At 61.6% G+C, this 25,437-nt stretch carries 23 protein-coding genes, 1 tRNA gene, 1 other RNA gene and 2 pseudogenes; 8 read left to right on the top strand and 19 right to left on the bottom strand.

Annotated elements, in window-relative coordinates:
- Nucleotides 1-145: 145 nt before the first annotated feature.
- The 5 genes from ATY02_RS11295 to ATY02_RS11275 form a co-directional block, all read right to left on the bottom strand.
- Nucleotides 146-221 (bottom strand) — tRNA-Gly (locus ATY02_RS11295).
- Between the two features lie 65 nt (nt 222-286).
- Nucleotides 287-847: a CDP-diacylglycerol--glycerol-3-phosphate 3-phosphatidyltransferase gene (gene pgsA / locus ATY02_RS11290; RefSeq protein ID WP_068580280.1), complete on the bottom strand. Its 561-nt coding sequence runs from the start codon at nt 845-847 to the stop codon at nt 287-289.
- Between the two features lie 32 nt (nt 848-879).
- Nucleotides 880-2,703 carry an excinuclease ABC subunit UvrC gene (uvrC, locus tag ATY02_RS11285; protein WP_068580282.1) on the bottom strand — a complete coding sequence of 608 codons (1,824 nt, stop codon included), beginning with the start codon at nt 2,701-2,703 and terminating at the stop codon, nt 880-882.
- 1 nt (nt 2,704) lies between these two features.
- Nucleotides 2,705-3,346, bottom strand: a complete 642-nt coding sequence (gene uvrY / locus ATY02_RS11280; RefSeq protein WP_011061841.1) for a UvrY/SirA/GacA family response regulator transcription factor — start codon at nt 3,344-3,346, stop codon at nt 2,705-2,707.
- Between the two features lie 191 nt (nt 3,347-3,537).
- Nucleotides 3,538-4,518, bottom strand: a complete 981-nt coding sequence (locus tag ATY02_RS11275) for an IS5-like element IS1384 family transposase (RefSeq protein ID WP_010466230.1) — start codon at nt 4,516-4,518, stop codon at nt 3,538-3,540.
- 63 nt (nt 4,519-4,581) lie between these two features.
- On the opposite strand from ATY02_RS11275, the pseudogene ATY02_RS11270 reads away from it, so the two are divergent.
- Nucleotides 4,582-4,806: pseudogene (locus tag ATY02_RS11270) on the top strand (coproporphyrinogen III oxidase); the annotation flags it as partial.
- Here the strand turns inward: ATY02_RS11270 and ATY02_RS11265 are convergent.
- A complete protein-coding gene (locus tag ATY02_RS11265; protein ID WP_068577198.1) occupies nt 4,803-5,282 on the bottom strand; it encodes a hypothetical protein in 480 nt (159 codons plus the stop codon). The pseudogene ATY02_RS11270 and the gene ATY02_RS11265 sit on opposite strands and share 4 nt — an antisense overlap.
- Nucleotides 5,283-5,435: 153 nt before the next feature.
- On the opposite strand from ATY02_RS11265, the gene fnr reads away from it, so the two are divergent.
- Both fnr and ATY02_RS11255 read left to right on the top strand, forming a co-directional pair.
- Complete coding sequence (fnr, locus tag ATY02_RS11260; protein WP_022643317.1) at nt 5,436-6,170, top strand: fumarate/nitrate reduction transcriptional regulator Fnr; 735 nt, start codon at nt 5,436-5,438, stop codon at nt 6,168-6,170.
- A gap of 82 nt (nt 6,171-6,252) precedes the next feature.
- Nucleotides 6,253-6,801: an adenine phosphoribosyltransferase gene (locus tag ATY02_RS11255; protein ID WP_022643316.1), complete on the top strand. Its 549-nt coding sequence runs from the start codon at nt 6,253-6,255 to the stop codon at nt 6,799-6,801.
- Nucleotides 6,802-6,928: 127 nt separating this feature from the next.
- On the opposite strand, the gene ATY02_RS11250 is transcribed toward ATY02_RS11255, so the two are convergent.
- The 5 genes from ATY02_RS11250 to dnaX form a co-directional block, all read right to left on the bottom strand.
- Nucleotides 6,929-8,077 (bottom strand): acyl-CoA dehydrogenase family protein, encoded by a 1,149-nt coding sequence (locus ATY02_RS11250; protein WP_068595985.1) that lies wholly within the window; start codon nt 8,075-8,077, stop codon nt 6,929-6,931.
- A gap of 102 nt (nt 8,078-8,179) precedes the next feature.
- Entirely contained in the window at nt 8,180-8,782 is a 603-nt protein-coding gene (gene recR, locus ATY02_RS11245; protein ID WP_068577202.1) for a recombination mediator RecR, read from the bottom strand.
- A gap of 57 nt (nt 8,783-8,839) precedes the next feature.
- Nucleotides 8,840-9,883, bottom strand: a complete 1,044-nt coding sequence (locus ATY02_RS11240; RefSeq protein ID WP_068577204.1) for an NADP-dependent oxidoreductase — start codon at nt 9,881-9,883, stop codon at nt 8,840-8,842.
- Nucleotides 9,884-10,081: 198 nt separating this feature from the next.
- A complete protein-coding gene (locus tag ATY02_RS11235; RefSeq protein WP_031321305.1) occupies nt 10,082-10,420 on the bottom strand; it encodes a YbaB/EbfC family nucleoid-associated protein in 339 nt (112 codons plus the stop codon).
- A 70-nt stretch (nt 10,421-10,490) separates the two neighbouring features.
- Entirely contained in the window at nt 10,491-12,599 is a 2,109-nt protein-coding gene (gene dnaX / locus ATY02_RS11230; RefSeq protein ID WP_068577207.1) for a DNA polymerase III subunit gamma/tau, read from the bottom strand.
- 138 nt (nt 12,600-12,737) lie between these two features.
- Between dnaX and ATY02_RS11225 the strand changes: the two genes are divergently transcribed.
- Nucleotides 12,738-13,508, top strand: a complete 771-nt coding sequence (locus ATY02_RS11225) for a substrate-binding periplasmic protein (protein WP_068577210.1) — start codon at nt 12,738-12,740, stop codon at nt 13,506-13,508.
- Here the strand turns inward: ATY02_RS11225 and ATY02_RS11220 are convergent.
- The 3 genes and pseudogenes from ATY02_RS11220 to ATY02_RS36550 form a co-directional block, all read right to left on the bottom strand.
- On the bottom strand, nt 13,460-15,199 hold the full coding sequence (locus ATY02_RS11220; protein WP_068577212.1) for a putative bifunctional diguanylate cyclase/phosphodiesterase: 1,740 nt from the start codon (nt 15,197-15,199) through the stop codon (nt 13,460-13,462). The genes ATY02_RS11225 and ATY02_RS11220 overlap by 49 nt on opposite strands.
- Before the next feature lie 18 nt (nt 15,200-15,217).
- Nucleotides 15,218-16,315: a methyl-accepting chemotaxis protein gene (locus tag ATY02_RS11215; protein WP_416220678.1), complete on the bottom strand. Its 1,098-nt coding sequence runs from the start codon at nt 16,313-16,315 to the stop codon at nt 15,218-15,220.
- A gap of 189 nt (nt 16,316-16,504) precedes the next feature.
- A pseudogene (locus ATY02_RS36550) lies at nt 16,505-16,783 on the bottom strand (PAS domain-containing protein); the annotation flags it as partial.
- Between the two features lie 444 nt (nt 16,784-17,227).
- Here ATY02_RS36550 and ATY02_RS11210 point away from each other — a divergent pair.
- The 3 genes from ATY02_RS11210 to ATY02_RS11200 all read left to right on the top strand — a co-directional run bounded on the left by ATY02_RS11210 (nt 17,228) and on the right by ATY02_RS11200 (nt 19,099).
- Nucleotides 17,228-17,542 (top strand): helix-turn-helix domain-containing protein, encoded by a 315-nt coding sequence (locus ATY02_RS11210; RefSeq protein WP_011060220.1) that lies wholly within the window; start codon nt 17,228-17,230, stop codon nt 17,540-17,542.
- 143 nt (nt 17,543-17,685) lie between these two features.
- A complete protein-coding gene (locus ATY02_RS11205) occupies nt 17,686-18,057 on the top strand; it encodes a VOC family protein (protein WP_068577216.1) in 372 nt (123 codons plus the stop codon).
- Nucleotides 18,058-18,205: 148 nt separating this feature from the next.
- The gene (locus ATY02_RS11200; protein WP_068577218.1) at nt 18,206-19,099 is read left to right on the top strand and encodes a DUF2167 domain-containing protein; all 894 of its coding nucleotides are present in this window, start codon (nt 18,206-18,208) and stop codon (nt 19,097-19,099) included.
- 21 nt (nt 19,100-19,120) lie between these two features.
- Here ATY02_RS11200 and ATY02_RS11195 read toward each other — a convergent pair whose 3' ends face one another.
- Complete coding sequence (locus ATY02_RS11195) at nt 19,121-20,038, bottom strand: DMT family transporter (protein WP_068577220.1); 918 nt, start codon at nt 20,036-20,038, stop codon at nt 19,121-19,123.
- Between the two features lie 100 nt (nt 20,039-20,138).
- On the opposite strand from ATY02_RS11195, the gene ATY02_RS11190 reads away from it, so the two are divergent.
- Nucleotides 20,139-21,005: a LysR family transcriptional regulator gene (locus tag ATY02_RS11190; RefSeq protein WP_068577221.1), complete on the top strand. Its 867-nt coding sequence runs from the start codon at nt 20,139-20,141 to the stop codon at nt 21,003-21,005.
- 15 nt (nt 21,006-21,020) lie between these two features.
- Here the strand turns inward: ATY02_RS11190 and ATY02_RS11185 are convergent, their stop codons facing one another.
- The 4 genes from ATY02_RS11185 to zipA form a co-directional block, all read right to left on the bottom strand.
- A complete protein-coding gene (locus tag ATY02_RS11185) occupies nt 21,021-21,524 on the bottom strand; it encodes a GrpB family protein (RefSeq protein WP_068577223.1) in 504 nt (167 codons plus the stop codon).
- Between the two features lie 170 nt (nt 21,525-21,694).
- An RNA gene (ffs, locus tag ATY02_RS11180) (signal recognition particle sRNA small type) lies at nt 21,695-21,791 on the bottom strand.
- A 194-nt stretch (nt 21,792-21,985) separates the two neighbouring features.
- Nucleotides 21,986-24,358, bottom strand: a complete 2,373-nt coding sequence (gene ligA, locus ATY02_RS11175; protein WP_068577225.1) for an NAD-dependent DNA ligase LigA — start codon at nt 24,356-24,358, stop codon at nt 21,986-21,988.
- A gap of 123 nt (nt 24,359-24,481) precedes the next feature.
- Nucleotides 24,482-25,336 (bottom strand): cell division protein ZipA, encoded by an 855-nt coding sequence (gene zipA, locus ATY02_RS11170; RefSeq protein WP_068577227.1) that lies wholly within the window; start codon nt 25,334-25,336, stop codon nt 24,482-24,484.
- Nucleotides 25,337-25,437: the final 101 nt, after the last annotated feature.

Here is a 25,437-nt window from a genome sequence, read left to right as displayed (position 1 = left end):
CTCGTCAGAATCCTGGACTCAATTCTGGACTTAAACGCACCGGATAGTGCTGGATTTCAGTGGTTCCCGCTGGAACGAAAAAAGGGCCTAAAGGCCCTGATTTCAATCACTTACAGAATTCAGTGGAACTCTGTAGCGCAATATTTGGAGCGGGAAACGAGACTCGAACTCGCGACCCCGACCTTGGCAAGGTCGTGCTCTACCAACTGAGCTATTCCCGCATCGTCTTGGTGTTGCGCATTCTATAGAAACCAGAATCTACGTCAACCCCTTGATTCAAAAAAACTTATTTTTTATCGCCGTCGATTTTCAAATGCGGCCATGCGGCACGAAGGTATTGCTGCATCGACCACAAGGTCAGGCCTGCCGCCACCATCAGCAGGATATAACCCAGCAATACCCAGAAGCTGAAGACCGAGGGATTGGCCAGCAGGATTACCAGCGCCAGCATCTGGGCCGCGGTTTTCCACTTGCCCATGTTGGACACCGCCACCTGCGCCCTGGCACCAAGTTCGGCCATCCACTCGCGCAGGGCCGAGACCACGATCTCGCGCCCGATGATCACCGCTGCCGGCAAGGTCAGCCACAGGTTCGCGTGCTCCTGCACCAGCAACACCAGGGCCACCGCCACCATCAGCTTGTCGGCCACGGGATCGAGGAACGCGCCGAACGGCGTGGTCTGCTGCAGGCGTCGAGCCAGATACCCGTCTAGCCAATCCGTAGCGGCTGCGAAGGCGAACACTGAACTGGCTGCCATGTAGCTCCAGCTATAAGGCATATAGAACAGCAGTATGAAGATCGGGATAAGCAGGACGCGTAGAACGGTGATCAGATTAGGGATATTCATCGGCACAACTGGCTACGAGGTGATTGGGCATTCTACTCGCTGTGCAGGTTTGCATAAATCAACTCTGCAAGCTTTTTACTGATTCCCGGGGCCTTGGCAATCTCATCGATGCTGGCACGGGACAGCTCCTGCAATCCACCAAAATGTTTAAGGAGATCACGCCGGCGTGTTGGTCCGACACCTGCGACCCCTTCCAGGGTCGAGGTGCGTCGGGCCTTGCCACGTCGGGCACGGTGACCGGTGATGGCGAATCGGTGAGCCTCATCGCGAATTTGCTGGATCAGGTGAAGCGCTGGCGAGTCGCCCTTGAGCGTGAACTCATGGGCCGCATCGTTCAGGTAAAGGGTCTCGAAACCGGCCTTGCGCGTCGCGCCCTTGGCCACACCGAGGAGAATCAAGTCAGGCACGGCCAATTCATTGAGTACATCGCGAGCCATGGACAATTGGCCCTTGCCACCGTCGACCAAGAGAATATCCGGCAATTTGCCCTCCCCATCCTTGAGCCTGCTGAAGCGTCGGGTCAGGGCCTGGTGCATCGCCGCATAGTCGTCACCCGCGGTGACGCCCTCGATGTTGTAACGACGGTAGTCGGACTTCAACGGACCTTCCGGGCCGAAGACCACACAGGAGGCGACAGTCGCCTCGCCGCTGGAGTGACTGATGTCGTAGCACTCCAGGCGCTGCGGCGGCTCGTCCAGGTTCAGCACCTCGGCCAATGCCTCGAAACGAGCGGCCACATGTTGCCGGTTGGCCAGGCGCGCCCCCAGGGCCTGCTCGGCATTGGTCACTGCCAGTTGTTGCCAGCGAGCACGCGTGCCACGGACCCTGTGACTGATGGTCAATTCGCGACCACGCAGCTCGTCAATGGCAGCGATCAGGATCGGGAAGTCTTCATGGGTCACATTGACGATCAGTTCGGATGGCAAGTCCCGCTCCGGACTGCTGACAAAGTACTGCCCCAGGAATGCCAGCATGACCTGCGCAACATCCTCCTCGATACCGACCTGCGGGAAGAAGTTCTTGCTGCCCAGCACTCGCCCGCCACGCACACTGATCAGGTGCACGCAAGCGCCGCCCGGGTTGACGAAAGCCGCCACCACATCGACATCACCGGTACCGCCTTCCATGCTCTGCTGGTCCTGGACCCGGCGCAGCAAAGCAATCTGGTCGCGCAATTCGGCGGCTTTTTCAAAATCCAGGGTGCTGGCGGCAGCTTCCATGGAGCTGGACAATTCGTCGCTCAATGCGTTGCTGCGCCCCTCGAGGAACATCACCGAATGGCGCACATCCTCGGCATAGACCTCAGGCTCCACCAAGCCCACGCAGGGCCCTTTGCAGCGCTTGATCTGGTATTGCAGGCACGGCCGGGTACGGTTCTTGTAGTAGCTGTCCTCGCACTGGCGAACCTGGAAGGTCTTCTGCAGCAGGCTGAGGCTCTCACGGATCGCACCGGCACTAGGATAAGGCCCAAAGTACTTGCCCTTGAGCTTCTTCGCCCCGCGATGAATGCTGAAACGCGGAAAGTCGCCATCCGAAAGAAATACATAGGGGTAGGACTTATCGTCGCGCAACAGGATGTTGTACGGCGGCCGCCACTCCTTGATCAGCGTCTGCTCCAGCAGCAGCGCCTCGGTCTCGTTGGCGGTGATGGTGGTTTCGATCTGGGCGATGCGCGCCACCAGGGCGGCGGTCTTCGGTGCCTGGCCGGTCTTGCGAAAGTAACTGGAGAGGCGGTTCTTCAGGTTCTTGGCTTTACCCACGTAGAGCAGGCGTGCATCGCTGTCGAACATGCGATACACACCGGGGCGGCCACTACAGGTAGAAAGAAAAGCACTGGGATCAAACAGGTCGGTCATTTCAGAGGCTGGCATCGACCATGCCATGACGAACGGCCAGCAGCGTCAGCTCCACATCGCTACTGATCGAGAGCTTCTCGAAAATCCGATAGCGATAGGTGTTCACGGTTTTCGGCGACAGGCATAGCTTGTCGGAAATGATCTGCACCTTCTGGCAGCCGACGATCATCAGCGCAATCTGGATTTCCCGCTCCGACAGGGCATCGAATGGCGAATCACTGGACGGTTGAAATGACTTGAACACCAACTGCTGGGCGATCTGCGGGCTGATATAGCGCTGACCGGCAAAGACCAGGCGAATGGCCTGGACCATTTCGTTGAGGCCCGCGCCCTTGGTCAAGTATCCCGCTGCGCCCGCTTGCAGCAGCCGAGTAGGAAATGGATCTTCCTCGCAGACGGTTACCGCCACGACCTTGATGTCCGGATGACTGCGCAACAACTTGCGCGTAGCTTCAAGACCGCCGATCCCGGGCATCTTCACGTCCATCAGCACTACATCGGGCTTCAATTCCCGCGCCTTGAGCAAGGATTCCTCTCCCGACTCTGCCTGCCCGACTACTTGCAGGCCATCGATGTCAGCCAGCATTCGTGTAATGCCCGTACGAACGAGATCATGGTCATCGACTACTAGCACCCTAATCAAGCAGACACCTCGCGATATGGTCGTTATAGGTTGCCCGACACCTTAGGGATGGTCTGAAGTAGCCATGTATTTCCCCGGCATACCACCTAGCGCAACTTTTAAACTCGCCAAATGATCAAAAAACAATCAATTCGACGAGTATTTCTTACGTTTTCGCCACCCGGACCCCACTCCGGTGGCCATTTCCCGCATTACAGGCGCACCTCTCCTGCATTCGTCAGTAAATGTCGGCGCGCCATCCACAGGTTCGACAGAGCGAACAGTGTCACCAGTTGCGCCGTGTTTTTGGCCAAGCCGCGAAAGCGCACCTTGGTGTAACCGAACTGGCGCTTGATTACCCGGAACGGATGCTCGACCTTGGCGCGCACCTGAGCCTTGGCCTTTTCAATCTTGCGCTTGGCTTTGTACAGCACGCTGCGCTTATCGAGTTTTTTGTAGGTGCTGCGGCGTGCCGCCACCTGCCAGATAACTTCACGTCCTTCATGCTCGGGCCGCTTTTCGACACCGGTGTAGCCTGCATCGGCGCAGACCACGTTTTCGTCGCCATGCAGCAATTTGTCCACCTGGGTGACATCCGCCACATTGGCCGCCGTGCCCACTACGCTGTGCACCAGACCCGATTCGTCATCGGCGCCGATGTGGGCCTTCATGCCAAAATAATACTGGTTTCCCTTCTTGGTCTGGTGCATTTCCGGGTCGCGCTTGCCGTCCTTGTTCTTGGTCGAACTGGGCGCATTGATCAGCGTTGCATCGACGATGGTGCCCTGGCGCAGCGACAGGCCGCGGTCGCCCAGATAGCCATTGATGACAGCGAGGATGCCGGCCGCCAGCTCGTGTTTCTCCAGCAAGCGGCGGAAGTTGAGAATGGTGGTTTCGTCGGGGATGCGCTCCAGGTTCAGCCCGGCAAACTGGCGCAGGATCGTGGTTTCGTACAGCGCTTCCTCCATCGCTGGATCGCTGTAGCCGAACCAGTTCTGCAGCAGATGCACACGCAGCATCGCCATCAACGGGTAGGCCGGACGGCCACCTTCACCTTTCGGATAATGTGGCTCGATCAAAGCAATCAAGCCCTTCCACGGCACCACCCGATCCATCTCGATCAGGAACAACTCCTTGCGGGTTTGCTTGCGCTTGCCAGCGTACTCGGCGTCGGCGAAGGTCATCTGCTTCATCGGGAAACTCGGTGGGTGGGGTCGCGGTATTTTGCCAAATCAGAAAGTCTTTTTCAGAGTTTCCTTAAGTTCGAAGATATCGAACATGCTTTCAATATCGACTTTCGTGGTTACTTCCATGAACTTTGGCCAGAACTTCAGGGAATGGCCGACGACGGCCTGATCGAACTCGATGCTGAAGCGATCAAGGTTCTGCCAGCAGGACGCTTGCTGGTGCGTTCCGTATGCATGGTTTTCGATGCCTACCTAGGCCAGCAGAATCGCCAGCGTTTTTCCCGGGTGATCTAGGACTTCATGAGCAGCGCGGACGCCTTCATCACCTGCTCGGGAGTCAGGCCCTCCTGCCTCATGGCCTTGACCAGGGAAGCGTTGGCGCTCAGCAGGCCGCCGTTGAGCATCGCCAGGTCCGATTGCAGGCTGCCGATCCGGACCTTGGCTTCCTCGGGGCTCAGGCGCTTGTCGACCATGACCGCCTGAAGCTCGGCAAGCTTCTCTGAAATCTGTTGTTGCAATTTCCTGATCATCTTGAGGATCTGTTTAACACTTTGCGGCAGGCCACTTTCATCGATATCACTGTCGCGCCCAGCAACACTGGAGGATTTCTTCAGTCCCGCACCAGACAGCGACACTTTGACGCCCTCCCTGCCTGCAGGTCCGACAACTAACGGAGAATCGCTTAGTTCATCGCCATCATTGGTTTTCGAGGACTCTGAAAAAAGCTGCAAGTTATTGTTGCCATTAGTAATACCGCCAACGGACGACATAACCCCAAATCTCCAAGTTGCTTTTGTTAACAGGCTATCGACCTATTAAAGGATTGCTTTACGACTGATCGTGAACACGGCACGGACTGGCCGGAACATCCCCCCGTGAGTTACCCTTACGGCTTATGTGTGCTTTCCCACAAGGATTCTAGAATGTCCGAGCCAGTTAAACTGCGCGCTCATAACCAGGCCCATTGCAAGGATTGCAGCCTGGCCCCTCTCTGCCTGCCACTTTCCCTGAATTTGGAAGACATGGACGCGCTGGACGAAATCGTCAAACGTGGCCGCCCATTGAAAAAAGGCGAATTCCTGTTCCGTCAGGGTGATGGCTTCGACTCGGTCTATGCCGTCCGCTCGGGCGCCCTGAAGACTTTCAGCCTCAGTGACAGCGGCGAAGAGCAGATCACCGGCTTCCACCTCCCCAGCGAACTGGTGGGGTTGTCCGGCATGGACACCGAGAGCCATCCGGTTTCGGCACAGGCCCTGGAAACTACCTCGGTCTGCGAAATCCCCTTCGAGCGCCTGGATGAGCTGGCATTGCAGCTGCCCCAGCTGCGTCGCCAGTTGATGCGGGTCATGAGCCGCGAAATCCGTGACGATCAACAGATGATGCTGCTGCTGTCGAAGAAGACCGCCGACGAGCGTATCGCCACGTTCCTGGTGAACCTGTCGGCCCGTTTCCGTGCCAGGGGCTTTTCCGCCAACCAGTTCCGCCTGAGCATGTCGCGCAACGAGATTGGCAACTACCTGGGCCTGGCGGTGGAAACCGTGTCCCGGGTATTCACCCGCTTCCAGCAGAACGAGTTGATTGCCGCCGAGGGCAAGGAAGTACACATCCTCGACCCAATCCAGCTCTGTGCCCTGGCCGGCGGCTCGGTGGACGCCTGATCCACGCGCGCAGCGACTGAGCCAAGCGGCTCGGTCGCGGGTATACTGGCGCGGCTTATTTCGCCCGCCAGGACACCTGCAGATGGCCTTCGACTCCTTCGACATCAAATCCCTGATCCGCCCCGTCATCGACTTCCCGAAGCCGGGCGTGATCTTCCGCGACATCACCCCCCTGTTCCAGTCTCCACGGGCCCTGCGCCTGGTGGCCGACAGTTTCGCCCAGCGTTATGTCGAGGAAGACTTCAGCCATATCGGCGCCATGGACGCCCGAGGGTTCCTGATCGGTTCGATCATCGCCTACCAGCTGAACAAGCCGCTGATCCTGTTTCGCAAGCAGGGCAAGCTGCCAGCGGATGTATTAGCCGAGGGCTACCAGACCGAATACGGCGAAGCGTTCCTCGAGGTCCATGCCGACAGCCTGTGCGAAGGCGACTCGGTACTGATGTTCGATGACCTGATCGCCACCGGTGGCACCCTGATCGCCGCCGCCAACCTGGTACGGCGCATGGGTGCGAAGATCCATGAAGCTGCAGCCATCATCGATCTGCCGGAACTGGGCGGATCGCAGAAACTGCAAGACATGGGCATCCCAACCTTCTGCCTGACCCAGTTTTCCCTGACCGAGCGCTGATTCGGCCTGCCGTCCCCTCTCCGGGACGGCGCCTCAGCTCATCAGCCGCGCCGCCCCTGCTGGCCATGGTGCAATCCGACACATTGGTAGAGCCCACGACAGGCCCGCTGGTGACTCCCAAACCCGGCTAGAGCCCCATCTGCTTGCTGATGATCTCGTTCATCACCTCGCGGGTGCCGCCGCCGATGGACAGGATGCGATTGTCGCGATAGAGGCGCTCAACCAGGCTCTCACGCATGTAGCCCATGCCTCCGAGGATCTGCACCGCGTCATAGGTGATGCGATCGGCGGTATCGGTCGCCAGGTTCTTGGCCATGGAGATTTCCTTGATCACGCTGTTGCCGGCAGCCATCTTGGCCGCCTGGCGATAAGTGAACTCCCGGGACACCTCCACGGCCGTGGCCATTTCCGCCAGCCGATGCTTGATCACCTGGAACTTGGCCACCGGCTTGCCGAACGCCTCGCGTTCGCGTGCCCATTTCAGGCTTTCCTCCAGGGCCAGTTGTGCGGTCATGTTGGCCATCAGCGCCAGGGCCAGGCGTTCGCTCTGGAAGTTGCCCATGATGCAGGCGAACCCCATGTTCTCCACACCGATCAGGTTACCCACCGGCACCCGGCAGTCCTCGAAGAACAGCTCGGCGGTATCGGACGCCCACCAACCCATTTTCTTCAACTGCCGGCCTACGGTGAAACCGGGCGTGCCCTTCTCGATCAGCAACAGGCTGATGCCGCCATAGCCCGGCTCGCCGGTACGCACAGCCACGGTGTAGAAGTCGGCGCGCACGCCACTGGTAATGAACGTCTTGCTGCCGCTGACCCGATAGTAATCACCATCACGCACTGCGCGGGTCTGCAGGTTGGCCACGTCGGAACCGCCGCCCGGCTCGGTCACCGCCAGGGCGCAAATCTTCTCTCCGGACAGCACCAGGGGCGCCACCCACTCGCGGACCTGGGGACGCGCCCACTTGACGATGGGCGGCAAGCCGATATCCAGTGACCCCAGGCCCGCCACCAGGCCTCCGGAGCCGCTACGCATCAACTCCTCGCTGGCAGCGACCTTGGCGAACAAGTCGCCTTCGTGGCTGCCTCCCAGGGCTTCCGGGTAGCCGATGCCAAGGATGCCGGCCGCGCCGGCCTTGAGATACAGCTCACGGGGAAAGCTCTCGGCTTCCTCCCATTGCTCGATCTCGGGGAGGATCTCGCGCTCGACGAAACGTCGTACGCTGTCGCGGATCAGTTGGTGGCTGGGATCGAAGTATTCCTGGCAGGCAGACATCGGCAAGCTCCTCTGAAGGGTCGGAGGAACTTACCAAGCGCTTGCTTGGTTTTCAAGAGAGCGCTAGCAACCGTCCGCCAGCGAGCCGGCAGACGGATCGGGTTACAGGGTGATGGGTTTGCGCCCGGCGAAGGAATGGGCCAGGGTGCCGCCGTCCACCAGCTCCAGCTCGCCCCCCAGGGGCACGCCGTGGGCGATACGCGAGGTGATCAGGCCTTTATCGATCAACAGCTGGGCGATGTAGTGGGCGGTGGCTTCGCCTTCCACCGTGGGGTTGGTCGCCAGGATCACTTCGCTAAAGGTGCCCTGCTCTTCGATTCGCGCCAACAACTGAGGGATGCCGATGGCTTCCGGCCCCAGGCCGTCGAGGGGCGAGAGATGCCCCTTGAGCACGAAATAGCGACCGCGATAGCCGGTCTGCTCCACCGCGTAGACGTCCATCGGCCCCTCGACCACGCACAGCAGGCTGTCGTCGCGGCGTGGGTCAGCACACTGCGGGCAGAGCTCGTCTTCGGTCAGGGTCCGGCACTGGCGGCAATGCCCCACGCCCTCCATGGCCTGACTCAGGGCCTGGGCCAGGCGCAGGCCACCGCTGCGATCACGCTCGAGCAGTTGCAGGGCCATGCGCTGGGCGGTTTTCTGCCCCACCCCGGGCAAGGTGCGCAGGGCATCGATCAGTTGGCGAATCAGGGGGCTGAAGCTCATGGGCAAGGGTCCGACAAAACGACGAGACGCGGTTTATACCCGCGCCTCGGGGTAGCGTCAAATGCTCCCGTCCGTGGCGACCTTGACCACCAGCTTGCCGAAGTTGCGCCCCTCCAGCAGTCCGATGAGGGCCTGTGGCGCCTGCTCCAGGCCTTCGACCACATCCTCCTTGAACTTGACCTTGCCCTCGCGCACCCAGGGCGCCATGGCCTTGATGAATTCCGGCTGGCGGTCACCGTAGTCGTCGAACACGATGAACCCCTGGATCCGCACCCGCTTGGTCAGCAGGCTGCGCTGCAACAACGGCAGGCGATCCGGCCCCGCCGGCAATTGCTGGGCGTTGTACTGGGCAATCAGGCCACACAAGGGAATGCGTGCCTTGGCATTGAGCAACGGCAGCACCGCATCGAACACCTTGCCGCCGACGTTCTCGAAATAGATATCCACGCCCTTGAAGCAGGCCTGGGCCAGCTCGTCGGCGAACTCCGGGCTCTTATGATCGATACAGGCGTCGAAGCCCAGCTCCTCCACCACGTAGCGGCATTTGTCGGCCCCACCGGCAACTCCCACCACCCGCAACCCCTTGAGCTTGGCCACCTGCCCCACCACCGAACCCACCGCCCCGGATGCCGCGGCCACCACCAGGGTCTCCCCGGCCTTGGGCTGGCCGATGTCCATCAACCCCATGTAGGCGGTCAGGCCGGGCATGCCCAGCACCCCCAGGGCCATGGACGGGCTGGGCAAGCCCGCCGGCACGGGCACCAGGTTGCGCCCATCGCTGATGCAGTGGCTCTGCCAACCGGTGGCGCCCACCACCAGGTCACCTTCCTGGAACTTGGGGTTCAGCGAACGCTCGACCCGGCTCACGGCACCACCGGTCATGACTTCGTCGATCTCCACCGGCGCCGCGTAGGATGGCGCATCGCTCATGCGTCCGCGCATATAGGGGTCCAGGGACAGGTACAGGGTCTTGAGCAGCACCTGGCCGTCCGCCAGCTCCGGCAGCGCCACCCGCTCCAGGCGAAAGTTCTCCGGAACCGGCGCGCCCTGGGGGCGCGACACCAGTACCACACGCTGATTGAGGGTCATTGTTTGCGGCATCACAGACACTCCGTTATCGATGAATGGACAAGACTGTATAGGGTGCAGACCGTGGCCAGGCACCAGTGTTCGATGTTTGTGCCGCTGGCCTCAGCTGCGCAGTGGCCGTTTCACCCCCTGCCGGGCCAATCGACGGGCAAAAAAATGCCAGGCTCCAGGCCTGGCATTGTTCGTTGCAATCCGATACGCCGCAGCGAATCAGAAAGGCAGCTTCATGCCCGGAGGCAGCTGCATGCCAGCGGTCATGCCGGACATCTTTTCCTGGCTGTTGGCTTCGATCTTGCGCACGGCGTCGTTCACCGCGGCGGCGAACAGGTCTTCCAGCACTTCGCGATCGTCGTCGCTGACGCCTTCCAGCAGGCTCGGGTCGATGCTCACGCGCTTGATGTCATGACGGCCGGTCATGACTACGCTGACCATGTCGCCACCGGCCTTGCCGGTGACTTCGGCGTTGGCCAGTTCTTCCTGCATCTTGGCCATCTTTTCCTGCATCTGCTGCGCCTGCTTCATCAGGCCGGCCATGCCACCTTTCATCATGGGAATTACCTCAAAGTATGGTGATGGAAACGGCGCCCGGCCCTTGGCCGGCGCCCTTTAAGTTAAATGCTCAACCCTGCGCGGCCGGGGCCTCGACAGGTTCAATGGTATCGTGGCGCACCACTGCGCCGAACTCCTGGACCATCCGCTGGATGAACGGATCGCCATGGATCGACTCCTCCGCCTCGCGCTGACGGTCGGCGCGACGCCGGGATGCGGCCTGGGCCGGGGTTTCCTGCTCGGGCTTGATCAGCTCGATGTTCAGGCTCAGCGTACGCCCGTGGTACTGGTTCAAGGCATCGTTGAGACGGCGCTGCTGGGTAGCGTTGAACAGCGCGCTATGGGCAGGGTCCAGGTGCAACAGCCACTGGTCGCCATCCACGGCGATCAAGGTGCAGTTGGCAGCAATACTGCCAGTCATGCCGGAAATAGGCAGCTTCGGAAACAGTTCCAGCCACTCCAGGGCCAGGCCGGTGGCCGGCATGGCGGCGGGCTCCGGCTCGGGTTCCGGGGTCGGCTCGGCGATGTGTTCACTGGCCAGCTCATCGAGGTAACTGTAGGCCGAGTCCATGTCCGGCTCGATGTAGTCCTCGTCCAGCGGCGGCTCGTCGTCCAGGTCGCTCCCCGGGGTCGCGGCATCCACCTCGGCCACGCTCGGCTCGGACATCGGCGCACTGGCCCATTCCGGGATGTCTGGCACCACGCTATCCGGCACCGGGGTCAGGACCGCTGGCAACGCGGGTGGTTCGGCGATGACATCCAGCATCGGCTCCACCGCCGGCTGTTGTTCCAGCGGCGGCTCCACCGGGTCGTTCCACGGCAAGTCGACCACTTCTTCGGCCTGTGCCGGTTCGGGCTCTGGCTCGGCTTCGATCAAGGCCGGGACCGGCTCGGGTGCTGGCGCAGGTATTGGTGTTGGCACAGCGGCCGGCTCGGCTACCGGCTCCGCAGCAGGAGCGGGAGCGACCGGGACACTGGCCACAGGCGCGGCAGCAGGCACAACCGCTGCTGGCGCCGCCACGGCTAGGGCGGAATCAACTGTGGCCTGGCTGATCCCCACCGGCTTTAGCGGCTGTCTCGGTGCATCCGCGCTGTCCGCTGGCCGGAAGGCCAGCATCCGCAACAGGACCATTTCGAAACCGCCACGCGGGTCCGGCGCCAGGGGCAGGTCGCGGCGGCCGATCAGGCCCATCTGGTAATAGAACTGTACGTCTTCGGCCGGCAGGGCCTGGGCCAGCGCCAGCACTCGCTCGCGATCGCCGTGGCCGTTGTCGACGCCATCGGGCAGCGCCTGGGCGATGGCCACCCGGTGCAGCACATTGAGGATCTCCGAGAGCACGCCGTTCCAGTCCGGCCCCTGCTCCGCGAGGTGGCGCACCGCCTCCAAGAGAGCCTTGGCATCGCCCTCGATCAGCGCGTGGAGCACATCATAGACCTGGCCATGATCGAGGGTACCCAACATGGCGCGCACATCCGCCGCCATGACCTTGCCCTCGCCAAAGGCGATGGCCTGGTCGGTGAGGCTCATGGCGTCGCGCATCGAACCGTCGGCAGCACGGCCCAGCAGCCACAGGGCGTCGTCCTCGAACGGCACGTTCTCCACGCCCAGGACATGGCTCAAGTGTTCGACCACCCGCTCCGGGGTCATGTTCTTCAAGGAGAACTGCAGGCAGCGGGACAGGATGGTCGCCGGCAGCTTCTGTGGGTCGGTGGTCGCCAGGATGAACTTGACGTAGGGCGGCGGCTCTTCGAGGGTCTTGAGCAAGGCGTTGAACGAATGGCTGGAAAGCATGTGCACTTCGTCGATCAGGTAGACCTTGAAGCGTCCACGACTCGGGGCATATTGCACGTTGTCCAGCAGTTCGCGAGTGTCCTCGACCTTGGTCCGGCTCGCGGCGTCGATCTCGATCAGGTCGACGAAACGGCCTTCGTCGATCTCGGTGCACACCGAACAGGTGCCGCACGGGGTGGAAGTGATGCCTGTTTCACAATTCAGGCATTTGGCAATGATCCGCGCGATGGTGGTCTTGCCCACCCCGCGGGTGCCGGTAAACAGATAGGCGTGGTGCAGCCGCTGGCTGTCCAAGGCATTGATCAGAGCCTTGAGCACATGGGTCTGGCCGACCATTTCGCGGAACGAGCGCGGACGCCATTTACGTGCAAGAACCTGATAACTCATCGAAAACCGTCGCAACTGGAAAGCGGAAGCCGGTAATGCTAGCGGAGCAAGGGCGAAATTGCATCCGGCGCGCTCGCCTAATCTGTCTAAGCTGCATTTTGCCAAGGATTGCTCGACAGCCGTTACCCTGGAGACCGTATGCGTTTGACCTGGGGCGCCCTGCTTCTACTCCTCAGCAGCAACCTGCAAGCCGCCGCGCCGACCCTGCGCTTCGCCATTGCCGACAGCTGGACGATGCCGGCCGTCGCCATCGATGGCGGCCAACCCAGCACTGGCATCCTCTACGACACCATGGGCCGCCTGGCCCAGCATCTGGGCGCGCAGGCCGAGTTCCACGTCCTGGCCAGGGCGCGGATGCAAAAAGCCATGGCCCAGGGCGAAGTCGACGTCCGCTGCTATGTCGCCCAGGCCTGGCTACCGACCCCGTCGACGGACGACCTGTGGAGCGTGCCGCTGTTCCAGCAACGCAACGTACTGGTCAGCGCCAGCGCGATTCCAGCGGCCGTCAGGCTCGAGGAGCTTTCCCGCCAACGCATCGGCACGGTCCTGAGCTATACCTACACACCGCTACAACCGCTGTTCGACGCCAATCTGCTGATTCGCGACGATGCTCGCAACGAAGAACAAGTGCTGCAAAAACTGGTGGTTGGCCGCTATCGCTACGCCATCGCCAGCCAGTGGACCCTGGAGTGGTTCAACAGGACCCAGGCAGATGGCAACCCTCTGTACAGCGTGGCGGTGGTCCAGGATCAAGCGGTGGGCTGCCACATACGCAGCGATCCAAGCGTACCCGCCCGGAAAATCCTGCATACGTTGCAGCACATGAAGTTATCCGGCGAAATCGACAGCATTGTCGAACGCTACGTCGCCCCGCCCTCCCGAGAACAGGCCTCGACGATTTCCCCCTGAGGTCCCTCGCGCCGCCAGGACCGAGGCGGGCAATAGCCGCGCACCCATTCCAGCACGGCAGCGGCGGGCATCGGCGCGGCGATGAAGTCGCCCAGTGCCACTTCACACCCCAAGGCCATCAGCCGCTCCCCGTGCGCCAGGCTCTCCAGCCCCTCGGCCACCACCTGGCGCCCGAATGCGCGGGCCAGCCCCACCATCGCCTGGACCAGGGCCTGGTCGTCCTGGTCGTGGAGCATGTCACGGACAAACACCCGGTCGATCTTGATGGTCTGGGTGCGCAGGTGCTTGAGGTAACTGAGGGACGAGTGCCCGGTACCGAAGTCTCCGAGGGAGAATTGCACGCCGAACCCCTGGCAGGCATCCAGGCAATCGCTGACCTTGCGGATATTGTCGATGGCCACCGACTCGACGATTTCAAGATCCAGCAAAGCGGGCGAAACATCCGGGTAACGGTCGAGCATGCCCTTGAGCCGCTCGACGAAGTCACTGCGCTGGAAATGCCGGGCCGCGACATTCAGGCTAACCGGCCAGTCATGTCCGGCGGCCTGCCAGCTCTGCAACTGGAGCATCACCCGGTCCATGACCCACTCGCCGATGTCGACGATCAGGTCGGTCTCCTCCACCTGCGGCAAGAACTCATGGGCCCCCAGCATCCCGCGCTGCGAGTGCTGCCAGCGCAATATGGCCTCGAACCCCACCACCGCACCGCTGCGCATGTTCACTTTGGGCTGGAAATACAAATGCAGCTGGCCGGCATCCAGGGCCAGGCGTACCTGCTCGACAGTCTGGTAGGTGACCATCACCTCGCGGTCGCGCAACACATCGAACAGATGGAAGCGATTGCGGCCACTTTGCTTGGCCACGTACATGGCCTGGTCGGCATGGCGCAGCAAGGTATCGGCGTCATGATTGTCCGTAGGGAACAAGGTAACGCCGATGCTGGCAAAGACGTTGATGTCCTTGCCCTGGATCGAATACGGCTCGGAAATGGTGGCCAGCACTCGCCGCAACGCAGAACGCAGTTCCAGCATGTCGCGCACATAGCGCAGGATCAGCACGAACTCATCGCCACCCAGGCGAGCCACCACGTCCTCGCCACGGATGATCGAACGCAAGCGCGCGGCCACCTCCACGAGCAACAGATCGCCACAGGCATGCCCGTAGCCGTCGTTGACAGCCTTGAAGCCATCCAGATCGAGCATGCAGACGGCCAGGGGAATGTCTTGCTGGCGGGAGAACTCCAGGGCCTGGTGCAACCGGTCGGAGAGAAAAGCGCGATTGGGCAACCCGGTGAGTACGTCATGCCCGACCCGCCACTGCAGGGAGTGCAGCAACTGGCGCTTTTCACTGACATCGAAACGAATCGACACATAGCGCACCACCCGTCCGGTACGCTGGTCCACCAGCGGCACCATGGTGCTGTCGACCCAATACAAGCTGCCGTTCTTGGTGCGATTGCAAATCTCACCCTTCCACACCTGCCCTGCCGTAATGGCCTGCCACAAGCCGGCGAAAAACTCGGGCGGGTGCAGCCCTGAGCTGAGCATGCGGTGGTCCGCACCGATCAGCTCCTCACGGCTATAACCCGAGACCTGGCAAAACAGATCGTTGACATAGGTGATGCGCCCACCAAGATCAGTCTCGGAAAAAATGGCGGCGGCATCGACGGCCCTGCGGTATTTCTCATCCATGAGTCGAACTCACTGTCGCTAGCGGTTGAACCGCTCGACCAGGGCATGCAGCCCGGAAGAGATGTTTTCCAACTCAGCACCACGAGAAACGCCGACGCGGGCGTTCTCGGCAGTGCGCTGCACCGTGGCAGCGACACTGTTGATCTGTTCCGAAACCGATTCGGCTACATGGGATTGCTCCTGGGACGCGGCCGCCATCTGCTGGCTCATATCGGTGATGCGCTCGACCGCCGCGCCGATGCCCTGCAACGCCTGCTGGGCCTGCAGGACCTGTTGCACGCCCTGCTCGGCCTCCTCTATGCCAAGGCTGGCGATCTGCACCGCCTCGTCGGCACCGGCCCGCAGGTTCTGGATGATGCCCTGGATCTGCTGGGTGGACTCACGGGTCTTGCCGGCCAGGGCCCGCACCTCATCGGCCACCACGGCAAAGCCGCGCCCCTGTTCGCCAGCCCGTGCCGCCTCGATGGCAGCATTCAGGGCCAGCAGGTTGGTCTGGTCGGCGATCGACTGGATCATGCTGGCCGCCACCATGATGTCCTGGGTCTGCCCGGCCAGGTCGCCCACCGCCTGGTTGATCTGGGTGACCGTGCGGGCCAGCAGTTGAATGGCATCACGAGAAGTCCCCGCCACCTGGCTGCCCTGCTGGGCCAGCAGGTTCGCGGTGCGAGCTTCGCTGGCCGTGTGCTGCACATGCTCGGCGACCTCGGTGATGGAGGCTGCCATCTGGGTCATCGCCGCGGCGGTCATGTCGGTTTCCGCACGCTGTTCCAGCAGGGCCGACTCGGTGCGACTGGACAAGTGGCTGGAGTCGGCCGCGGCCTCGGCCATTTGCCGGGCCAGGTCGCTGAGACGGGTCAAGGCGGTCTTCAACCGAGCCTCCTCACTGACCAGGATCATCTGCAATTGCGCTGCCGCCCCCAGGGACTCGCTGTACGCCAGGGCGCAGATCGGATCGGCAAAGGTATTGGGCGTGCTACTGACGATGTCCTTGAGCTGCAATCCCAGGCGACGCTGGGCCAACAGCCCGACGCAGAGGAAGCCCGACAGCGTCAGCCCCTGGGCCACCAAACTGGGCAACCAGTTGAAAGCGGCCAGGCAACCTGCGGCCACGGCCATCGGCAACAGCAGCGGACGCGCCCCGACCTCCAGGCGCCGCCATGCCGAGACCGGGGCTTTATCGGCCCGCAGTCGTGCATACAGGGTCTCGGCACGACTGACCTGTTCCCGGGTCGGCTTGACCCGGACCGACTCATAGCCCACCAGCCGCCCACCTTCCAGGATCGGCGTGACATAAGCGCTGACCCAGTAGAAGTTGCCGTTCTTGCAACGATTCTTCACCACACCCATCCAGCTCTGGCCGGCCTTGAGATAGCGCCACATCGACTCGAAGACCGCGGCCGGCATATCCGGATGGCGCACCAGGTTGTGAGTACTGCCAATCAACTCGGCTTGGCTGAAGCCGCTCATGGCGGCGAATTCGGCATTGCAGTACGTGATATGACTATTGATATCGGTGGCGGATATGAGCCGCTGCTGGTCGGGGAAGGTCTGCTCAATAGAGCTGACCGGCAAATTGAGACGCACGTTAGAACTCCATAGACAGCCTGCAATCAATAGTTGCCAGGAACCGGCGATAGACCGATTGGCGATTACCTTCCTGGCGGTACGACTCAATCGGATGATTCGCCCGGATTGCAGCCGTACAGCGGGTTTGCGCCGCAGTTGACCGTCTGTTCGACGAAGATCAACTAGGATCAGATAAGGCGTCAGATGGGGGCGGCGGACGGAGCGTTGGCGGGATTAACGAGACGTTCGAGCCTCTGCCAAGTCCTGGGTTTAGGTGAACAAGGGAAATGCAATGATTTCTTGTTTCATAAACCTGCCTTCTGAAACTAGATCACCAAATACCTGTCCGAAGCGCCGATTCTACGAAATACATCACATTTTGCAAATCAAGGTGATGGAACATGGTGTTGTCTAATGCCAAGATTTATCGTTAAGTTCTTGATTCTAAATGGGAATTGAGCGATGCAAATTTCAAGTTTGGGTGCAGCCATCAAGCGCTATCGAAAGGTAGCGGGGCTTACTCAGGCTGAACTAGGTGAAAAAACCGGTTTTGACCCAAAAACCATCAGCCGCTTCGAAACCGGCACCTACACCCCCAGCGTTGAAGCTCTATTTCTGTTGGCCGAAGTACTGGGAGTGAAGCTGAAAGCCTTCTTCGCCGATCTGGGTGATGAAGAGGAACAGCGGGCTTATTTGTTCGGTGTCATTCACAAAGCCACCCCGAAGGATCTGGGAAAGCTGATAGCAGCGGTAGACCAGGCCTTGTCCAAGCCTTGAGCCCCGCAGTCAATCAACCAAGAAAGACCCGTTTGTCACCCCCCGACAAGCGGGTCTTTTTTTCACTTCACGACTCCTGACAGGAACTGACGGACCCGGCGCATAAGCTGCCGCTCCAACCAGCCCCGACCCTAGGAGTCATGATGATCACCAACACCTATTTCCTGCTCTACGTGGAGAACCCCATGGCCAGCGCGGACTTCTACAGCCGCCTACTGGACAAGCAACCCGTACAGGCCTCTGCGGACTTCACCCTGTTCATTCTCGATTCGGGAATCAAACTCGGGCTCTGGTCCCGCCAGGTCGTCAAACCCGAAGCCCAGGCAAGCGTGGGCGGCGGGGAGCTGGGCTGGGCCGTGGACAGCCGCGAAGCGGTGGATGAACTGCACCAGCACTGGCGGGCACTGGGTATCACCATCGTCCAGCCCCCGACCGCCATGGGGTTCGGCTACACCTTGCTCGCCCTTGACCCCGACGGGCACCGCCTGCGAGTGCTGTACCTGACAGTAGGCTGAGCGGCTTGCTTCTCCAGGGGCGAGGCCGTGCGCCCCTGGACGGCCATCTCCGCTCGTCAGAAATAAATGGAAACATTGGATTGAGCCACGCGCTCCTCATCGTTATCCTTGCGCGCCTACTACTTGTCACAAAATGTAAGGGAATACGATGAAGTACCTGCGCCACCTCATGGCCATGGTCGTGCTCTGCACCACCCCACTGTTGACCAGCGCTGCCGACACGCCCGACACCAAGGACGCTGAAACCCAGACCGCCGAACAGTTTCTCGCCTCCCTCTCCCCGCGCCACGGCAAGGTCCCGCTGCCTGGCGACATCGCCAGCCTCGACCTGAGCAAAGAGTTCTACTACCTCACCCCCAAGGACACCGAGAAGCTGCTCACCGAAGGCTGGGGCAACCCGCCTGGCTTCACCACCCTGGGCATGATCGTCCCCAGTGACGTCAGCCCGCTGTCCGCCGAAGGCTGGGGCGTGATCATCAGCTACAAGAACGACGGACACATCTCCGACGAAGACGCAGCGAAGATCGACTACCAAGACCTGCTCAAAGAAATGCAGGCCGCGGACGAGGAAGACAACAAAGAGCGCAAGGAGCAAGGCTACGGCGCCATCCATCTGCTGGGCTGGGCCGAGCAGCCAAGCTATGACGCGCAATCGCACAAAATGTACTGGGCCCGCGAGCTCAAGGCCGAAGGCGCCGAGAACAACACCCTGAACTACAGCATTCGCGTGCTGGGTCGTGAGGGCGTGCTGGAGCTCAATGCGGTCGCCTCCATGCAAGACCTGCCCACCATCAAGCGCGAGATCCCCAAGGTCCTGGCCTTCACCAACTTCACCGACGGTAACCGCTACGCCGACTACAACCCGAGCACCGACAAGCTGGCTACCTATGGCCTGGCAGCCCTGGTAGCCGGTGGCATCGCCAGTAAGGCCGGCTTGTTCGCCAAGCTCGGGGTCCTGTTGCTGGCCGGCAAGAAGTTCATCGTCATCGGCGTGCTCGCCATCGCTGCCTTCATCGGTCGGCTGTTCAAGAAGAAAAGCTGATCCACCCGCAACGAGGCCCCGTCAAACCGGGGCCTCGTCGTTCATGACGCGCGCACTGGCGTTCTTGCCAAAGCGCCCCTCCAACTGCATTGCCATCACACTGCCCAGCACCACAGCCGCCCCCAGCACCACCCCGGAGCGCAGCGTCTCGCCCAAGACGATCGCGGCCAGCAACATCGCCACCGGTGGAATCAGGTACATGGCGATCGACGCCCGGCTAACCTCGACCCGCGCCAATACATAAGCCCAAGCCAAGTAGGCCAGCGCGCTGGGAAACAGCCCGAGCAACAGCACGGCCAGGTTCACCCGCCAGGATGCCTGGACAGCGGCCTGGGCCAGGCCAGGGGTGTACACCATCAACAGCAAGGTTCCGCCCCAGACCATGTAGCACGTGGTGGTCAAGAGCCCGTGGCGCCCGGAAAAACGCCGCTGCAGCACGAAATACAGCCCCCAGGAAAAAGCCGCCAGCAGCACCAGCAAGCCCTGCGGCTGGATCGATCCCAGGCCGCGATCACCCACCACCACCAGCAAGGCGCCCACCAGGCCCAGCACCACACAGCTCCAGCGCCAGGCGCTGACCGGCTCCTTGAGCCAGAAAAACGCGATCAGGGTGCTGAAGATCGGCGCCGATTGCGCCAGTACGCTAGACGCCCCGGCACTCAAGCCCTGCTGCCCGTAGTTGAGACTGACGTGATGCAGGGCGATGGCGAAGAACCCCAGCACCAGCAACCAGGGCATGTCGCGCCAGCGCGGCAGGGAAATTCCCGCCACCAGCGCAATGCCGACCATGAATACCGAAGCGATAAGAAAGCGCAGCAGCGCCAGGTGCCCGGGACTGTAGCCCTCAAGGCCGATATGGATGCCCACCGGCGAATAGGCCCAGCACAGAATCACCACGGCGGTGGCCAGCACCAACTTGAGCGAGGGCGAGATCTTCACGAGACAAACTTCCAGGCAAGGCAGGGAACTGCAGTGTCGCGCCCTCGAAAGCTCACCACAATTGATCAATACTAAGCCCATCATTCACTGGAAATGAACGATGGAACTGACTCAACTGAAGATGGTGCAAGCCGTGGCCCGCTTCGGCAGCATCGCTCGCGCAGCCGAGCAGTTGCACTGCGTGCCGTCCAATATCACCAACCGCCTCAAGCAATTGGAAAGCGAACTGGGAACTCCCCTATTCACCCGCGTCGGACGCGGCTTGAAGATCAGCCCGGCCGGGGAAATCTTCCTCGGCTACAGCGAGCGCATCCTCGCCCTGGTGGATGAAGCCCGGCGCGCGGTGGATAGCCAGGCCGAACCCAGCGGCCTGCTGCGCCTGGGCTCGATCGAGTCCTGCGCCGGCGGCCGCCTGCCACCGCTGCTGGCCGAGTATCACCGGCGCTACCCGCAAGTCAGCGTGGAGCTGATCACCGGCACCTGGTCGCAGCTCTTCGAAGAACTGCGCCACCAGCGCATCGACGGTGCCCTGGTGGCCATCGATACCCTGCCGGCGAAACTGCAACAAACCGTGCTCTACCACGAACCCCTGGTACTGATTTCCAGTGCCGGCAGCGCACCGATCCACAACGCCAGCGACCTGCAAGGCCAGCACCTGTTCATGTGGCCGGCCGGTTGCCCGTATCGCCGCGCCCTGGAGAACTGGCTCGGCAAGCACGGCCTGGACCTGCCGATCACCGGTTATGCCAGCTGGGGCACCATCATCGGCTGCGTCAGCGCCGGCGCCGGGGTATCGCTGATCCCCGAGGGCGTACTGGAGCGCTACGCACAATCCTCGACCCTGCGCGTGCAACGCTTCAGCGACCTGGCCCCAGTGGATAACCGGTTCGTCTGGCATCAGGACGTGCAGCAGCACCGTGCCCGGGACGCCTTCGCGCAGTTGCTGCGCGAGACACTCGGCGCATGAACGCACCCGGCCCCGTCATGCTTGCTGGTTATCCATCACCCCATCGATGAAGGGCGCCTTGCGGGCAAGGTACTCACCGATGCCGTCGCGATTACTGGCCTCCAGCTGCAGCTTCAGCTCCTGATACCGCTGGCGTAGCTCCACATCGGTACGCAACAGGTCGCGAAAGCCCAGCATCCGCTGGATCTGCCCATGCCCCACCAGGCACACGTGTACCTTGTGGGTCCGCACGCCTTGCACATCCCGCCGATAGAACTGATGCCCGACAGACAGGTCACTGCCCCGGACATAGCCCAGAGTCGCCATGAAAGCCTCGCGCAGCACCTCGTCCCGATGCCGCGCGACCACCAGCAGCACATCGATTTCCGGCTTGGCTGCAAGTCCCGGGACAGCAGTACTGCCCACGTGGTGAATGGCCAGCAGATCATCGGCAAAACCCGGCGCAATACGCTCGCGCTCGGCGGCGAACGCCAGGGGCCATTGCGGGTTGTAGAGGGATATCTTGCTGGTCAACGCCATGGTCACTCCTTGTGTAGAGGTTCGCCGGGCTCGGCTGGGACCCTGCCTGGAAGCCGCAAGGCCAGGTAAACAGGCACGACAAAACCTGCACAGCTTGCACTGCACAAGATTCAAGAATTGGGGTGTTGGGTATAACTCATCGAGGAACGACGAGGGCGTTATGGAGGCAACCCCACCAGCCACACCCCGGCACACAATGTTCCCGCTGTGGCTGCTCCCTTCCGGGCCTGACCAGGTTAACGGGTAATCGTTGCGGGGGGACCGATGGGGTCACCATAACGACGCTCACCTGACGGCGAGCCGCGCCATTGTACCTATCTGAGTTGAAGATACAACCGCTCATTGCAGAATTAAAAACTCGAAGAGCTTCAAGCACTTGGCGAGCAACAGAGAAGAACCCGGCTCGCCTCGTCGAGTGGCGGGGCTGACTGGCGAAAGCTCTCGCCAGCCAACCCTGCCCTTCAGGCGGAGGCAGAAATACCGTGCTCGCCGAGGAAGGCGACGAACGCTTCCTCGTCCAGCACCTTCAGGCCCAGCTCATTGGCCTTGGCCAGCTTGGAACCGGCGCCGGGACCGGCCACCACGCAGTGGGTCTTCGCCGAAACGGAACCTGCGACCTTGGCCCCCAGGCTCTCCAGCTTGTCCTTGGCCACGTCACGACTCATCAACTCCAGGGAGCCGGTCAGCACCCAGGTCTGGCCAGCCAGCGGCAGCCCTTCGACCACCTTCTTCTCGCTCTGCCAATGCATGCCGAAATCACGCAGCTGCTGCTCGATGGCCTGGGCCAACTGGGCATTATCGGGATTGTCGAAGAACTCGCGCACCGATTTGGCCTGCTTCTCCGGCAAGGCCTGGCGCATGTCCAGCCAGTCGGCGCCAATCACCCCCTGCAAGGAGCCGAACTTGTCCGCCAGCTTCTGCGCAGCGCCTGGGCCCACCGAAGGGATATCGAGCTTGCCGAGCATGCCACCTAGGGTCGTACTGGCGGCGAACTCGGCCGCCAGTTCACCCTGGTCCTGCAGCGCCAGCGCGCACTGATCCTCGGCCAGCAAGGCGCCGATCACTTCCTGGTTGTGACTGTCTTCGAAGAAACTGTGAATTTCATGGGCCACCTCCAAGCCGATGTCCGGCAGGTAGGTCAGCACCTGGGGCAAGGCCTGGCGAACCCGCTCCAGGGTACCCAGGGAGCGAGCCAGGACCTTGGCGGTCTCTTCGCCGACATCGGGAATACCCAGGGCGTAGACGAAGCGCGCCAGTGCCGGGCGCTTGCTGTCTTCGATAGCCTTGAGCAGTTTGTTGCTGGAAACCTCGGCGAAACCTTCCAGGTCGATGATCTGCTCGTACTTGAGCTTGTACAGGTCGGCCGGCGAGGCAATGAGCTTCTCGTCCACCAATTGCTCGATGGTCTTGTCCCCCAGGCCCTCGATATCCATGGCCCGCCGAGACACGAAGTGGATGATCGCCTGCTTGAGCTGGGCGCCACAGGCCAACCGCCCGACACAACGGTAAACCGCGCCCTCGCTGAGGGTTTCACGCCCCTTGCTGCGCTTGACCAACTGCGTGCGCTCGACATGGGAACCGCAGACCGGACAGCTCTCGGGAATCTGCACCGGACGGGCATCCTCCGGACGACGCTCGGTGACCACTTGCACCACCTGCGGAATCACGTCGCCGGCACGCCGGATGATTACCGTGTCACCGATCATCAGGCCCAGGCGCGCCACTTCGTCCATGTTGTGCAACGTCGCATTGGAAACAGTCACCCCGGCGACCTTGACCGGCTTCAAGCGTGCCACCGGCGTCACCGCGCCAGTGCGACCGACCTGGAACTCTACATCCAGCAGTTCGGTGAGCTCCTCCATGGCCGGGAACTTGTGGGCAATGGCCCAGCGCGGCTCTCGGGCCCGAAAGCCTAGTTCGCGCTGGGAGGCGATGCTGTTGACCTTGAACACCACACCATCGATTTCATAAGCCAGCGCGTTGCGCCGCTCACCAATCTCGCGGTAGTACTCCAGGCACTCGTCGATCCCCTTGGCCAGGCGCAACTCGCGGCTAATGGGCATGCCCCATTGCTTGAGCTGCTCGAGGTTGCCGATATGGGTGTCGGCGATGTCCGCCGTGACCTGGCCCAACCCGTAGCAGCAGAACTCCAGGGGCCGGCTAGCGGTGATCTTCGAATCCAGCTGGCGCAGGCTACCTGCCGCGGCATTGCGCGGGTTGGCGAAGGTCTTGCCACCCACCTCCAGTTGCGTTGCGTTCAAGCGTTCGAAACCAGCCTTGGACATGAACACTTCACCGCGCACCTCCAGGGTCGCCGGCCAACCACTGCCCTGCAGCTTCAGCGGAATGTTGCGCACGGTACGCACGTTGACGCTGATGTCTTCACCGGTCGTGCCGTCGCCTCGGGTGGCGCCACGCACCAGCACGCCGTCCTGATACAAGAGGCTGACCGCCAGGCCGTCGAGCTTGGGCTCACAGCTGTACTCCACCGCCGCGCCACCACCGAACAGGTCACCCGCCGGCAGGTCCAGGCCTTCATTGACCCGGCGATCGAACTCACGCATGTCGACTTCTTCGAAGGCGTTGCCCAGGCTGAGCATGGGGATCTCATGGCGAACCTGGGTGAAGGCCGAGAGCGCTGCACTGCCGACGCGCTGGGTCGGCGAATCACTGGTCACCAGCTCCGGATGCTCGGCCTCCAGGGCCTTGAGCTCACGAAACAGGCGGTCGTATTCCGCATCCGGGATGCTCGGCTCGTCGAGCACGTGATAGCGGTAGTTGTGCAGGTCCAGCTCGGCACGCAATTCAAGAATGCGGGTTTCGGCGGCGGTCATGGAGTTCTCTCATAAAGCAAAAGAGCAGCCTAGGCTGCTCGATCTGAAGATTGGGGTTGCAGCTGCGCTGGCCAGCCAGCTCCTACAGGATAGATCCGCAGTGACTGGCCAGCGCCCAGAGATTCAACGTTTCTGGGTCAAGGCGCGGCGCTCGAACTCGACGATGCGCTGGCGGTAGTGCTCGATGGTCTGGGCAGTCAGGACGCTGCGCTGATCGTCCTTGAGCTCGCCATTGAGCTCCTGGGACAGTTTGCGCGCGGCGGCCACCATGACATCGAACGCCTGCTTTGGATGACGCGGACCTGGCAAGCCGAGGAAGAAGCTCACAGCCGGGGTGCTGAAGTGATCGATATCATCCAGATCGAAAATCCCGGGCTTGACCGCGTTGGCCATGGAGAACAGCACCTCGCCATTGCCGGCCATGCTTTCGTGGCGGTGGAAGATATCCATCTCGCCAAAGCGCAGGCCACTTTCGAGAATGTTCTGCAGCAGCGCGGGGCCCTTGAAGCCCGCGGCATCGCGGCAGATCACGCTGATTACCAGCACTTCCTCGGCCTGTGGCTGGTCCTTGTCGCCATGGCTGGACGCCTTGCCTTCATCGGCCGGGAAATCGTCGTCACGGCTGCTGAAGCTCGGGCCGTTGTCCAGATCCAGATCCAGGTTCAGGTCGCCCTGCTGCGGCTCGCTGGCACGCTTGCCACGCTTGGGCGAGGCGCTCTCGCGCGGTTCGCGCGCCGGCATGCTCACCGAAGGCAGATCATGCTCATCCAGCTGCGGTTCCTTATGGGTATCCAGCACGCGGGATGGCCCCAACAATTCGGCATTGCCATCGTCATCCGGCAAATTGGAAAGATTGCGATCAAGGCGGAACTTCAATTTGCCCTTGCCGCCGCGCATGCGCCGCCAGCCATCAAAAAGAATACCGGCGATAACAATAACGCCGATGACGATCAGCCACTCGCGCAGACCGATTTCCATGTAATCCCGTGCCTCTATAAAAAATGCTGAAAAATAAGAGGTTTACAATCTGCAAACCGCTTTAAAACGTGGCGCCAACTCTATGTTCTGAATGGCGTTTT

It is taken from the genome of Pseudomonas sp. BIOMIG1BAC, from assembly GCF_001705995.2.
In the GTDB taxonomy this organism is placed as follows: domain Bacteria; phylum Pseudomonadota; class Gammaproteobacteria; order Pseudomonadales; family Pseudomonadaceae; genus Aquipseudomonas; species Aquipseudomonas sessilinigenes.
This window is presented reverse-complemented; position numbering and strand designations above follow the sequence as displayed.